This is a genomic window from Kitasatospora albolonga, from assembly GCF_039535905.1.
Classification (GTDB): Bacteria; Actinomycetota; Actinomycetes; order Streptomycetales; family Streptomycetaceae; genus Kitasatospora; species Kitasatospora albolonga.
Genome location: NZ_BAAAYB010000089.1, coordinates 171899 through 183978, shown reverse-complemented (window position 1 = coordinate 183978; position 12080 = coordinate 171899). Strand labels below are relative to the sequence as shown.

The 12080-nt window shown below is 74.6% G+C and carries 13 protein-coding genes; 10 read left to right on the top strand and 3 right to left on the bottom strand.

Features of this window, described 5'->3' with window-relative positions:
- From ABD946_RS22585 to ABD946_RS22555, 7 genes are all read left to right on the top strand, one after another.
- Positions 1–483, top strand: a 483-nt coding sequence (locus ABD946_RS22585) for a branched-chain amino acid ABC transporter permease (protein WP_345286339.1), incomplete at its 5' end; no start/stop codon positions are given.
- A complete protein-coding gene (locus ABD946_RS22580; RefSeq protein ID WP_345286337.1) occupies positions 480–1757 on the top strand; it encodes a branched-chain amino acid ABC transporter permease in 1278 nt (425 codons plus the stop codon). The genes ABD946_RS22585 and ABD946_RS22580, both read left to right, overlap by 4 nt.
- Positions 1754–2542: an ABC transporter ATP-binding protein gene (locus ABD946_RS22575; protein ID WP_345286335.1), complete on the top strand. Its 789-nt coding sequence runs from the start codon at positions 1754–1756 to the stop codon at positions 2540–2542. The genes ABD946_RS22580 and ABD946_RS22575 overlap by 4 nt, the downstream gene beginning before the upstream one ends.
- The gene (locus tag ABD946_RS22570) at positions 2539–3306 is read left to right on the top strand and encodes an ABC transporter ATP-binding protein (RefSeq protein ID WP_345286333.1); all 768 of its coding nucleotides are present in this window, start codon (positions 2539–2541) and stop codon (positions 3304–3306) included. The genes ABD946_RS22575 and ABD946_RS22570 overlap by 4 nt, the downstream gene beginning before the upstream one ends.
- A 246-nt stretch (positions 3307–3552) precedes the next feature.
- Positions 3553–4956, top strand: coding sequence for a sulfatase family protein (locus ABD946_RS22565; RefSeq protein ID WP_345286331.1), 1404 nt, complete (start codon positions 3553–3555; stop codon positions 4954–4956).
- Between the two features lie 107 nt (positions 4957–5063).
- Positions 5064–5993 carry a formylglycine-generating enzyme family protein gene (locus ABD946_RS22560; RefSeq protein ID WP_345286329.1) on the top strand — a complete coding sequence of 310 codons (930 nt, stop codon included), beginning with the start codon at positions 5064–5066 and terminating at the stop codon, positions 5991–5993.
- Positions 5994–6122: 129 nt separating this feature from the next.
- Positions 6123–6707, top strand: a complete 585-nt coding sequence (locus tag ABD946_RS22555) for a GNAT family N-acetyltransferase (RefSeq protein WP_345286327.1) — start codon at positions 6123–6125, stop codon at positions 6705–6707.
- 66 nt (positions 6708–6773) lie between these two features.
- Here the strand turns inward: ABD946_RS22555 and ABD946_RS22550 are convergent, their stop codons facing one another.
- Complete coding sequence (locus tag ABD946_RS22550; protein WP_345286325.1) at positions 6774–7409, bottom strand: DUF4232 domain-containing protein; 636 nt, start codon at positions 7407–7409, stop codon at positions 6774–6776.
- A gap of 114 nt (positions 7410–7523) precedes the next feature.
- Positions 7524–8564 (bottom strand): NADP-dependent oxidoreductase, encoded by a 1041-nt coding sequence (locus tag ABD946_RS22545; RefSeq protein WP_345286323.1) that lies wholly within the window; start codon positions 8562–8564, stop codon positions 7524–7526.
- Positions 8565–8703: 139 nt separating this feature from the next.
- Here ABD946_RS22545 and ABD946_RS22540 point away from each other — a divergent pair, with 139 nt between their 5' ends.
- Positions 8704–9636: a LysR family transcriptional regulator gene (locus ABD946_RS22540; RefSeq protein WP_345286321.1), complete on the top strand. Its 933-nt coding sequence runs from the start codon at positions 8704–8706 to the stop codon at positions 9634–9636.
- 7 nt (positions 9637–9643) lie between these two features.
- Here the strand turns inward: ABD946_RS22540 and mug are convergent, their stop codons facing one another.
- On the bottom strand, positions 9644–10207 hold the full coding sequence (gene mug / locus ABD946_RS22535; protein WP_345286319.1) for a G/U mismatch-specific DNA glycosylase: 564 nt from the start codon (positions 10205–10207) through the stop codon (positions 9644–9646).
- A 118-nt stretch (positions 10208–10325) separates the two neighbouring features.
- Between mug and ABD946_RS22530 the strand changes: the two genes are divergently transcribed.
- Positions 10326–10796, top strand: coding sequence for a hypothetical protein (locus ABD946_RS22530; RefSeq protein ID WP_345286317.1), 471 nt, complete (start codon positions 10326–10328; stop codon positions 10794–10796).
- 318 nt (positions 10797–11114) lie between these two features.
- Positions 11115–11906: a hypothetical protein gene (locus ABD946_RS22525; RefSeq protein WP_345286315.1), complete on the top strand. Its 792-nt coding sequence runs from the start codon at positions 11115–11117 to the stop codon at positions 11904–11906.
- The last annotated feature ends 174 nt before the right edge of the window (positions 11907–12080 follow it).

Genomic DNA, 12080 nt, shown 5'->3' with positions numbered 1-12080 from the left:
GTCTTCGGCGCCCGCGTGACGATCACCCAGGTCCTGCTGGTGGTCTGCGCGTTGGCGATGATGGGCGGGCTCGACCTGCTGGTGCACCGCACCAGGCTGGGGGCCGGCATCCGGGCCCTGGCCCAGGATCCGGAGACGGCCGGGCTGATGGGAGTGGACACCGACCGGGTGATCTCCCGGACCTTCGTGATCGGCGGCCTGATGGGCGGCGTGGCCGGCTTCCTGTTCGGGCTGAACACCCAGGTCTCCTTCACCATGGGCTTCAACCCCGGCATCACCGCCTTCGCGGCGGCGGTGCTCGGCGGCGTCGGCTCGATCCGCGGCGCGATGCTCGGCGGCCTGCTGCTCGGCCTGGTGGAGACCTTCAACGTGCCGCTGTTCGGCGAGGAGTGGCGCTACGTGGCCGCCTTCGTGGTGCTGGTCGGGGTGCTGATGCTCCGTCCGACCGGCATCCTCGGCGTCCGGATCGGGAGGACGGCATGACCACCCTGCTCCAGCGTCCGGGCGCGGACCGGCTGGCCCGGCTCCGCACGCCCAGGTGGTACCGGCTGCCGCGCTGGCGGCGGCTGTCCGCCCTGCTCGGGGCCGGCCTGCTGCTGGCCGTGATGACCGGCGAGCAGGGCAACGGCCGGGACCTGCTGTACTCGCTGCTCGGGACCCTGACCGGCGCCCGGCTCTGGCTCTGCCTGGGCCTCGGCGTCGCGGTCTGGGCGCTGGCCGAGCTGGCACCCCGGGGCGCCGCCGGACGGGTGGCGGCCGTCCTCCCGAGGCCGCGGCTCCCGCGCGCCGCGAAGCCCGTGCTCGTGGTGCTCGGACTGGCCGTCGCCGTGCTGGCCCCGCTCGGGCTCAGCCGGGCCACCAACCAGGTGCTGGTGGACTGGGTCGGCATCTACGTGCTGCTCGCCCTCGGCCTGAACGTGGTGATCGGCTGGGCGGGCCTGCTCGACCTCGGCTTCGTCGCCTTCTTCGCCATCGGCGGCTACAGCGCGGCCTTCTGGACCGGCCACCTGCCGGTGAAGCCCCCGTTCGAGCTCAACCCCTTCCTGGTCATCCCGGTCGCGATGCTCACCTGCCTGGTCGCCGGGGTGCTGCTGGGCGGGCCGACGCTGCGGCTGCGCGGCGACTACCTGGCCATCGTGACCCTGGGCTTCCACGAGATCATCTACCTGGTCGCCAAGAACGCCGAGGGCCTCACCCACGGCTCCAACGGGGCCTTCGGCATCCCGCACTTCTCCGTCGAGCTCGGCCCGGTCTCCTACCGCTGGAAGCTGGACCCGGTCGACTACTGGTGGCTGCTGCTCGCCCTGATCGTGCTGGCGGTCGTGGTGCTGCGCCGCCTCCAGCACTCCAAGGTGGGCCGCACCTGGGCGGCGATCCGCGAGGACGAGATCGCGGCCGCCGCCCACGGCGTGGACACCGTGAAGTACAAGCTGATGGCCTTCGCCATCGGCGCCTCCACCTCCGGCGCGGCCGGGGTGGTGTACGCCAGCAAGGTCGGCTTCGTGAACCCGGAGAACTTCCCGCTGCTCTACTCGGTGCTGGTGCTGGCCTACGTCATCTTCGGCGGCATGGGCTCGCTGCCGGGCGTGCTGCTCGGCGCCGGACTGCTGGCCTGGCTGCCGCACGCGCTCAAGGACGTGGTCGACCAGAAGGACCGCTTCATGTACCTCGGGGCGCTGCTGGTGGTCATGATGATCTACCGCCCGCAGGGGCTGATCCCGGCCGGTGGCAAGCGAGTTGGGGGTAATGGCCGATGAGCGTGGTGCTGGAGGCGGAGGGGCTGACGCTGCGGTTCGGCGGGCTGACCTCGCTCGCCGGGGTCGGCCTGCGCATGGAGCGCGGCGAGGTGCTGGCCGTGATCGGCCCGAACGGCGCGGGCAAGACCTCGCTGTTCAACTCGCTCACCGGTGTCTACCGACCCCAGGAGGGCCGGGTCACCTTCCACCCTGAGGGCGGTGGTACGTACGAACTCCTGGGCCGCAAGCCGCACTTGGTGAACCGGGCCGGGGTCGCGCGGACGTACCAGAACATCCGGCTGTTCGGAGCGCTCACGGCCCTGGAGAACGTCCAGGTGGCGGCCGAGAGCCGGCTGCGCAGCGGCCCGCTGGGCATCGCGCTCGGCCTGCCGCACGCCCGCCGGGCGGCTCGGCGCAGCGCCGAACGGGCCGGGGCGCTCCTGGAGTTCGTGGGCCTGGCGGCCAGGGCGGACGAGCCGGCCGGGGCGCTCGCCTACGGCGACCAGCGGCGGCTGGAGATCGCCCGCGCGCTGGCCACCGACCCCCGGGTGCTGCTGCTGGACGAGCCCGCGGCCGGGACCAACCCGACCGAGAAGCTCGAACTCACCGCCCTGATCCGGCGGATCAACCGGGAGCTGGAGATCGGCGTGCTGCTGATCGAGCACGACATGAAGCTGGTGATGTCGGTGGCGGACCGGGTGCTGGTGCTGAACTTCGGCAAGGTGATCGCCGAGGGCACCCCGGCCGAGGTCCAGCAGGACCCGGCGGTGGTCGAGGCCTACCTGGGCTCGGAGGTGGCGGCGTGACGAGCGTGGTGGAGCCGGTCCGGGAGGCCCCGGGCGGAGCGGGCGGGACCCCGGCGTTGCTGGAGCTGGCCGGGCTGCGGGTGGACTACGGGGCGGTCACCGCGCTGCGCGGGATCGACCTGACGGTCCGCCGGGGCGAGGTGGTCGCCCTGCTGGGGGCCAACGGCGCGGGCAAGTCGACCACCCTCCGGGCGGTCTCCGGCCTGCTCCGCCCGGCGGCGGGGGAGGTGCGGTTCGCCGGCGCGCGGATCGACGGCCTGCCCTCCCACGAGGTGGTCGGCCTCGGCGTCGCCCACTCCCCGGAGGGGCGGCGGGTGTTCGCCGAGATGACGGTGCTGGAGAACCTGCACCTCGGCGCCTACCGCTTCGGCCGGGTGGACGCCGCCGACCTGGAGCGGGTGTTCGGCCTCTTCCCCCGGCTGGCCGAGCGCCGCCGCCAGGTGGCCGGCACCCTCTCCGGCGGCGAGCAGCAGATGCTGGCGATCGGCCGGGCCCTGATGGCCCGCCCGGACCTGCTGCTGCTGGACGAGCCCTCGATGGGCCTGGCCCCGATCATCGTGGCCCAGCTCTTCGAGATCGTCCGGGAGATCAACCAGCAGGGCACCACCGTGCTGCTGGTCGAGCAGAACGCCGCCCAGGCCCTGCGCCTGGCCGACCGGGGCTACGTGCTGGAGACGGGCGAGATCCGGATGCACGGCCCGGCCGCCGAGCTGCTCCACGACCCCCGGATCCGGGCCGCCTACCTCGGCGAGGGAGCGGCCTGACGCCCCGTCCGATACCCCCGCAGCCGCGTGATGTGTCGCCACGTCACGCGGCTGTGTCGTTCCCGCGTACTTCCCGACCTCGTCCTTGTGGGCCCGGGCCGGCCGCTCCTAGGGTCGCGTGCATGGCAACCGGAGTCCACCTCGTTGCCCGCCGCCACGTCGACCACGGACGTCTGGCCTGCGGGCTCTGTCCCTCCCGCTGATCCCTCCGTTCCCGTCCACTCCGCGACATCGGAAGGCACAGCCATGCCCGAGCACACCTCCCCCAGCCGCCGCGGCTTCCTCACCGGAGCCGCCGCCGTGGCCGCCGCCACCGCCGTCCCGCTGGCCGCCGGCCGGGCCGCGGCCGCCGAGCCCGCCGCGAGCGCGGCCCGCCCCAACATCCTGCTGATCGTCACCGACGACCAGCCCAAGCACACCAACTGGGCGATCCAGAAGACCATCGCCTGGCTCGGCGACCACGGCGTCGAGTATCCGAACGGCCACGTCGCCACCCCGCTCTGCGCCCCGTCCCGCTCCTCGGTCTTCTCCGGCCGCTACGCCCACAACCACGGCGTGCGCAACAACGGCGCCTCGGCCGCGCTGGACCAGCACACCACCGTGCAGCGCTACCTCCAGCAGGCCGGCTACCGCACCGGCCTGTTCGGCAAGTACCTCAACTCCTGGACGCTGGCGGACAACCCGCCGCACTTCGAGGACTTCCTGCTGCTCCAGCCGAGCTACAACAACAACGCCAACTACAACGACAACGGCACCGTCCGGCAGATCACCGGCTACCCGACCAACGTGATCAAGAACCACGCGCTGGCCTTCCTGGACGAGGCCGCCACCGACACCCGGCCCTGGTTCGCCTACGTCACCCCGTACGCCTCGCACGAGCCCAACGTGCCGGCCCCCAAGTACGCCGACACGCCCGTCCCGGCCTGGAACGGCCGTCCCTCGGTGCCGGAGGCCGACCGCAGCGACAAGCCCGCCTACATCCGCGACGCCACCGCCACCCTGGACGACGCCCGGGCGCTGCGCCAGCGTCAACTCCGCACCCTGCTCTCGGTGGACGACGCGGTGCAGGCCTTCCGGGACAAGCTGGAGGCGCTCGGCCAGCTCGACAACACCCTGGTGATCTACATCGCCGACAACGGCTACACCTGGGCCGACCACGGCTGGCTGAAGAAGTCGGTGCCCTACTCGCCCAGCCACCAGGTGCCGTTCTACCTCTCCTGGCCGGCGGGCGGGCTGGCCGCGGGCACCGTCGACAACCGGCTGGTCGCCAACATCGACATCGCCCCGACGATCCTGGACGCCGCCGGGATCACCCCGAACACCCCGCAGGACGGCCGCTCGCTGCTCACCGGGTACTCCCGGAACCACCTGCTGGTCGAGTGGTGGAAGCAGGGCACCGCCGCCGGCGGGCCCAACACCTGGGCCTCGTACGTCGACAAGGAGCGGCAGTACACCGAGTACTACGCCCTGCACACCAACGCGGCGGGCGTGGTGAGCGGCACCGGGCAGGTGCTGTTCCGCGAGTACTACGACCTGGTCAGCGACCCGTACCAGCTGCAGAACCTGCTGTACCAGGCCACCCCGGCCCAGGAGCAGGCGCTCGGCATCCCGGCCCTGGCCGCCGCCCTGGCTGCCGACCGGACCAGTTGACCCGGACGGGCCCTGCCCGCGCGGGGGCAGGGCCCGTCCGACCACCCGTCACACCGGCACCCGCCTGACCACCACCCGTCCGACCACCCGAAGGGAAGCGGCGCGCGATGACCGTCACCGAGCACAAGTCCTGCTGCACGCCCGGCCGGGCAGCCGCTCCGCTGACCCTGACGGCACCGTCCGCCCGCACCGCCCGTCCCGCCCGGGGGCTGCTCCAACTCCCGGGCGGGCGCTTCCTGATGGGCACCGACGACGGTCTCGGCTACCCGGCCGACGGCGAGGGCCCGGTCCGCGAGGTCGAGGTCGGCCCGTTCCGGATCTCGCCGACGGCCGTCACCAACGCGCAGTTCGCCGCCTTCGTGAAGGCCACCGGGTACGTCACGGAGGCCGAGGCCTTCGGCGCCAGTTTCGTCTTCGAGGGCTTCCTGGCAAGGGAGTTGGCGGTCGCCTCGCCCTCGGTGGCGGCCGTCCCCTGGTGGCGCTCGGTGGCCGGCGCGTCCTGGCGCAGCCCCGAGGGCCCCGGCTCCTCGGTCGGCGAGCGGCAGAACCATCCCGTGGTGCACGTCTCCTGGCACGACGCGCGGGCCTACTGCGCCTGGGCCGGCACCCGGCTGCCCACCGAGGCCGAGTGGGAGTACGCCGCGCGGGGCGGCCTGGAGCAGCGCCGCTACCCCTGGGGCGACGAACTCGCCCCGGGCGGACGGGAGATGTGCAACATCTGGCAGGGCGTCTTCCCGACCGTCAACACCGGCCACCGCGGCACCGTCCCGGTGAAGTCCTACCGCCCGAACGGCCACGGCCTGCACAACGTGGCCGGCAACGTCTGGGAGTGGTGCGCCGACTGGTTCAGCCCCGACTTCCACCGCACCGGCCCCCGGCAGGACCCGGTCGGGCCGCCGAGCGGCACCGCCCGGGTGATGCGCGGCGGCTCCCACATGTGCCACGACTCCTACTGCAACCGCTACCGGGTGGCCGCCCGCAGCTCCAACACCCCCGACAGCTCCGCCGGCAACATCGGCTTCCGGGTGGCGGGCTGAGCGGCCGTACGGTGCCGGCCGGCACCGTAGGGGAGACGGCCCCTCGGCCCCGGCCCCTCGCTCCGGTCCCTCGGCCCGCCGCCGGAAATCGCCTGGTGGTGCCGTTCGTACCCGTGTACACAGGTGCGCATGAGCACCGTGGACCCGAACGACCTCGCCCCGACCTTCCGCCCCGCCGAGCTGGACGGCGACGGCTTCCGGGCCGTGCCCTGGACCCTGGTCGACGACCTCGAGCGCCGGGCCCGCGAGATCGCCGCCATCGCGGCCGACCCGGCGGTCGCCCTCTGGAACCCGCTGCCCGCCGGGACCCCCGCGCACGCCGAACGCTGGATCGCCGGCCGCACGGCGGCCTGGGAACGCGGCGACGCCGGCTCCTTCGCGCTGCTCGACCCCGTCCGGGACGACCTCCTCGGCGCCGTCACCATCCGCTGGGTGGACCGCTTCGACGGACTCGCCATGATCGGCTACTGGCTCGACCCCGCCGCCCGCGGCCGGGGCCTGGCGACCCGCGCCACCCGCACCGTCACCGAGTGGGCCTTCGCCCGGGCCGACGCCCGCCGCATCGAACTCGCCCACGCCACCGGCAACGCCGCCTCCTGCGCCGTGGCCCTGCGGGCCGGCTACCCCCTCGAAGGCACCCTCCGCGCCAGCCACCGCTTCGGCGACGGCCGGCACCACGACGAACACCTCCACGCCCGGCTCGCCACCGACTGACGGCCGGTCGGCGACGCGGACCCGGGCCGTCGGCGCCCGCCCGGGCCGGCGGCGACCGCCGGGCCGTCAGCCGCCCTGGCCGGCGCTCCCGACCGGGCCGATCCGCACCGGCGATCCGCCGCCCTCCGTCACGGGCAGCGAACCCGCGCCCGGCCAGGCCAGGGTGACCGGATGGGTCTCGTCCGGCGGGGTCACCACCAGCCCGGTGATCCGCACGCCGGAGCCGCCCGAGCCGTTGGCCGGGTATCCGATGCCGAAGTACGTCGACTTCCCGCTCGCCAGCACGCCCGTGACCACCGGTTCGCCGGAGCGCTTCGCGGAGACCGTCCCCGCGGAGGTCTTCAGGTCGACACCCGCGTACCCGGCGAGCGTGCAGGCCCTGTCGCCGTGGTTCTTCAGCTCGACCACGACGGTGTTCTCGCCGTCGCCGGTGATGGTGCGGTCCGCGGCGGTGACGGTCAGGTCCGCGGTCCGGCACTGGGCGGTCTTCCCGGCGGTGGCGGTGGCGGTGGCAGGGGCCGGAGTGCTCGGTGCGGTGCTCCTCGGGGTCCCCGAGGCGGACGGGGACGAGGACGAGGCCGGGGCGGCGGCGGTCGGGGTCGGTGCGCTCGCCGCGGAGCCCGTTCCGCCGTCCTGGCAGGCGGTGAGCAGCAGTGCGGCGGCGACGGCCAGGACGGCGACGGCGGGCTTGCGGACGCGCATGGGGTTCTCCTCCGGGTGGGACGGTGGCGCTCGGTGCTCTCCCACCCCAGGACCGCCCGCCCCCGGTGGACCGTTCCGCCCGTTCCACCCCCAGGACAGTCCTGTGACACACCGTCATGAACCGCCCTCCGCCACCCGCACGACGGCCTTCCCCAGGTTCCCCCCGCCCAGCATCCCGAGGAACGCCTCCACCGACCGGTCGAACCCCTCGGTCACCGCCTCCTCCGCGACCAGCGCTCCCGAGCGCAGGTGCGGGGCCGCCCACTCCTCCAACTCCGCCTGCGCGTCACGGTGGTTGCGCACCAGGAACCCCTCCACCCGCAGGCTCTTGCCCACCACGTCGTACAGGTTGTACGGGGCGGCCGGCGGGTTGGCCGGATCGTCGTACTGCGCCACCGCGCCGCACCACGCGACCCGCCCGCCCTCCCGCAGCACCTCGATCGCCCCGGCCAGGTGGTCCCCGCCGACGTTGTCGAAGTACACGTCGATCCCGTCCGGCGCGGCCGCCCGCAGCTGCTCGCCGACCGGCCCGTCCCGGTGGGAGAACGCCGCGTCGAAGCCCAGCCTCCCGGTCAACTCCCGGACCTTCTCCGCCGATCCGGCGCTCCCGATCAGGCGCCCGGCCCCCATCAGCCGTGCGAACCGCCCCACCGCCGTCCCCACCCCGCCCGCCGCCGCGCTGACGTACAGGTCCTCGCCGGGCTGCAGCCGGGCCACCCGGGTGAGTCCCACGTACGCGGTCAGCCCCGTCCCGCCCAGCACGCTCAGGTAGGCGCTCGGCGGCACCCCGTCGGCCGGCCGGATCCGCCGCACCCGCCCCGGGTCGGGCAGCGCGCCGGGCCCGGGGACCTCCGCCTCCGTCAGCACCGCGTGGGTGCGCCACCCCTGACGGTGCGCCACCAGGTCCCCTTCCGCCAGGTGCGGCGACCGCGAGGCCACCACCCGTCCGACCGCCCGCCCCTCCAGCGGGGCGTGCAGCTCGCCGACGTCCATCACCTCGCGCATGTACGGGTCCACGGAGAAGTACAGGTTCTCCACCAGCGCCCCGCCCGCCGGCACCTCGGGGAGCGCCCGCTCCACGAAGGCGAAGTCGGCGGGGGAGGGGCGTCCCTGCGGGCGGGCGGTCTGGTGGACGTAGCGGGCGGTGCGGGTCATGGTCTCTCTCTCCTCCGTGCTCGGTACGGACGGAACGCTAGGCACCGGCTCGCGGGCGTGGCAGGGGCGCACGTCGATGGTTCCCGTCGTTCCATGAACCCTCTTCATGGAAGGCGCCCCCACCGGCTAGGTTTCACCGGTGACGACCGACTCCACCGACCCCACCCGCTCCGATCTCACCCCCGCCGACCTCCGGATCCTGGTCGCCGTGGACCGAGAGGGCAGCTTCACCGCCGCCGGAGCAGCGCTCGGCCTCTCCCAGTCCGCCGTCTCGCACGCCGTGCGCGGGTGCGAACGCAAGCTGGGTGCCGTCCTGTTCGAACGAGGGCGGCACGGGGCGCGCACCACCCCGGCGGGCGCGAAGGCCGCCGCCCACGCCCGGCAGGTCCTCCACCTGCTCACCGTCCTCGCCGCCGAGACCCGGGCCGCCGCCGCCCCGGCGGGCGGCGAACCCACCGGCCCGGTCCGGATCGCCGCCTTCCGCAGCGCCGCCGCCCACCTGCTCCCGGCCGTGCTGGCCCGGCTGGCGGCCCGTCACCCGGGCCTGCGCCCGGAGGTCAGGATCGTCCGCGACCTCGGCCGGGGCACCGCCGGCGAGGTGGCCGACGGCCACGCCGACCTGGCCGTAGCCACCCTCGACGCGGCCACCGGCAGCGTCCCCTCGCCCGCCCTGCCCGGCCTGGTGGCCGGCCGTCTGTTCAGCGAGCCCTACGCCCTGGTGCACCCCGCCGGGCACCCGCGTCCGCGCACCCTCCCGCTGGTCGACTGGGACGAGAACTGCGGCTCATACACCCGCGCGTGGTGGCGGAGGCAGAGCTGGATCCCGGCCGCCACCGTCAACGTCTCGGACGACACGGTGACCCTCTCGATGGTCGCCCAGGGCCTCGGCATGTCGATCATGCCTGCCCTCACCCTGCTCTCCGCCCCGCCGGGCGTCACCGTCGCTCCGCTCGACCCCGAGCCACCGACCCGGCACGTCGGCTACGTCACCACACCCGCCCTGGCCCGCACCGCCGCCGTCCGCGCGGTGATCCGCGAACTGCGCGCGGCCCCGCCGCCCGTGCTCGCCTGACGGTCCGTCAATCCACCTGCGGCGGCAGCGATTCCCGGAGCGCGCGGAACTCCGCCGCGATCCCGTCCAGGGTGTAGTGCGCGTTCAGCCCGCTCGGGTTCGGCAGCACCCACACCTCGGTGGCGCCGATCCCCTCCGGCTGCCGCCCCACGGCGGCCTTCCGCCGCCCGAAGGCCGTCCGGTACGCCCCGATCCCCAACACCGCCAGCACCCGCGGCCGCAGCTGCTCCACCCGCTCCACCAGAGCCGCCCCGCCGAGCCGGTACTCCTCGGCGGTCAGCTCGTCCGCCTTCGCCGTGGTCCGGGCCACCACGTTGGTGATCCCGAGCCCGTACGGCAGCAGCTCCAGCTGTTCCTGGGGCCGGAGCCGGCGCGGGGTGAAGCCGGAGCGGTGCAGCGCGGGCCAGAACCGGTTGCCAGGCCGGGCGAAGTGCAGGCCGGTCGCGCCCGACCACAGCCCGGGGTTGATGCCGCAGAACAGCACCCGCAGCCCGGGGGCCACCACGTCCGGGACCGTCCGCTCCCGCGCCGCGGCCAACTCCTCGGCCGTGGGCCGTCCCTGACTGACCATCCGCCCAGTCTGCCTCCTGGGGGCGCGCGGTGTCATATTCACAACGACCATGCCACGAAGGGAGAGTGAGTTCGATATTCCGCTGCCACGCCGTCGTTGGAGGGCGCAGAATGGCTGGATGTCCTACGAACTCAAGGCACTCATCGGCTCCTGGGACCTGCTCAAGGTGGTGGCCGCAGAGGTGCCGGTCGCCCGTGTGACCAGACTGGAACAGGGATTGGCGCTGATCCCGATGACGGACCTTCTGTTCGACACCGTCGCCGAGCACGGCGGCGTCCTGCAACCCGGCTTCACCGCCTTCCCCGGCGGCTTCGGCCGCCGCCTGGTGGCCTGGTCCCAAGCCTCCCCGATCGGCTACGTCGAGGCGCACTACGTCGACGGCGACGGCACCCAGCGCGCCGCCGTCTGGGTGGACGGGCGCCTCGTCCTCGGCCCGCTCGCCTGCACCTCCGAACCCTTCCCGGAGGACGGCAGCCCCATCTCCCAGGCCCTGCGCCGGATCGGGGCCCGGCGCACGCCGGCCGCGGACGAGTTCGAGGAGGTCGGCCTCGGCCGCCACAGCCGCCTGGTCGACTGGCCCGCCGACTGACCCCCGCCCTCCCGCTGCCCGCTGCCCGCTGCCCGCGCTCCGTCCCCGCCGCATGCCGCCGTACGGCCCAGCGCGCCCCCGTCACGCCTCCCCGGCGCGTGCCCGGCGTCCCGCCGTACGGCCCACCGGCCCGCCCGTCCGTCTGGCGGACCGTCACCCACCCGCCCGGAGCACGCTCTTGCTCCCCCGGAGGCCCCGCCGGCCGCACCGCTGCCGGGCGGCGAACCGTTCGGCCTAGGCGCGGTGGCCCGTCACCCTGGGGTGCACCAACGTGTGATGCAGGCGACAACGCCTGATCACACGAAAGGAAACGCAAGAATGCGTGCCACCTGGACGGCCGCCGTGCTGACCGCCACCCTGGGCCTCGCCCCGGTCATCACCACGTCCGTCACCGTCGCGAACGCTGCCGACTCCGCCTCCGCGACCAGCCTCCGCCTCCTCGCCTCCCACCCCGAGCGCGTCCTCCCGGACCTCGCCCGCCCCGGCCTCTCCCTCCCGGACCTGGCCGGCATCATCCCGCCCGCCCCGGACCTCCCGGTGAAACCCCCGGTCCCCGACCTCCCCGTCAAACCGCCGGTCCCGGACCTCCCCGTGAAGCCCCCCGTGGACGTCCCCGCCGTCCCCGACCTCCCGGCCGTCCCCGACCCGGGCGCGAACCTCGCCGTCCTCGGCTCCCTCGGCGACGTCCTCGGCCAGATCACCAAACTGGTCGGCTCGGCCACCGCCGGAGCCCCCGACCCGGCCGCCCTGCAGAAGCAGCTCGACGACCTCCAGGCCGCGATCAAGGCCCTGCTCGGCAAGCTCCCCGCACCGCCGGCCCCGTCCACCCCGACCCTCCCGGTCGACCAGACCCGCGGTGCCCCCGCCGACCTCGCCCCGGCCCTCCCGCCGGCCCCGGCCCTCCCGGAGACCCCCGCCGTCCCGGCCGCCCCGCTCCCGCTCAACCCGGCCGACGCCCTCGCCAAGGTCCAGAAGGACCTCACCGACCTGGTCGCCAAGGCCACCGCCGCCAAGCCCGACCCGGCCGCCGTCAAGGCGGCCATCCCCGGCCTCTCCACCGACACCGTCGCCGCCACGGCCGCCACCGCCACCAGCCTGGCCACCGGCTGACCCCCCGTCACCACCCACCCCGCGCCCCGGGCCCGTGCACGGCCCCGGGGCGCGGGCGCGCACTCAGCCCACCCGCCCGCAGACGGCGATCCGCTGCGCCGGCTCCACCGCCGGACGTCCAGCGGGTCGTGGTCGGCGGGCGTGAGTGCACTGTGCGGGTGAGACCGGTGGGGC

Bases quoted from the DNA above. Each gene is read 5' to 3' on its own strand.
- ABD946_RS22545 (WP_345286323.1), bottom strand. From the start codon at position 8,564: ATGACCCGCACCGCCCGCTACGTCCACCAGACCGCCCGCCCGCAGGGA.
- ABD946_RS22525 (WP_345286315.1), top strand. From the start codon at position 11,115: ATGCGTGCCACCTGGACGGCCGCCGTGCTGACCGCCACCCTGGGCCTC.
- ABD946_RS22550 (WP_345286325.1), bottom strand. From the start codon at position 7,409: ATGCGCGTCCGCAAGCCCGCCGTCGCCGTCCTGGCCGTCGCCGCCGCA.
- ABD946_RS22565 (WP_345286331.1), top strand. From the start codon at position 3,553: ATGCCCGAGCACACCTCCCCCAGCCGCCGCGGCTTCCTCACCGGAGCC.
- ABD946_RS22530 (WP_345286317.1), top strand. From the start codon at position 10,326: ATGTCCTACGAACTCAAGGCACTCATCGGCTCCTGGGACCTGCTCAAG.
- ABD946_RS22575 (WP_345286335.1), top strand. From the start codon at position 1,754: ATGAGCGTGGTGCTGGAGGCGGAGGGGCTGACGCTGCGGTTCGGCGGG.
- ABD946_RS22560 (WP_345286329.1), top strand. From the start codon at position 5,064: ATGACCGTCACCGAGCACAAGTCCTGCTGCACGCCCGGCCGGGCAGCC.
- ABD946_RS22580 (WP_345286337.1), top strand. From the start codon at position 480: ATGACCACCCTGCTCCAGCGTCCGGGCGCGGACCGGCTGGCCCGGCTC.
- mug (WP_345286319.1), bottom strand. From the start codon at position 10,207: ATGGTCAGTCAGGGACGGCCCACGGCCGAGGAGTTGGCCGCGGCGCGG.
- ABD946_RS22555 (WP_345286327.1), top strand. From the start codon at position 6,123: ATGAGCACCGTGGACCCGAACGACCTCGCCCCGACCTTCCGCCCCGCC.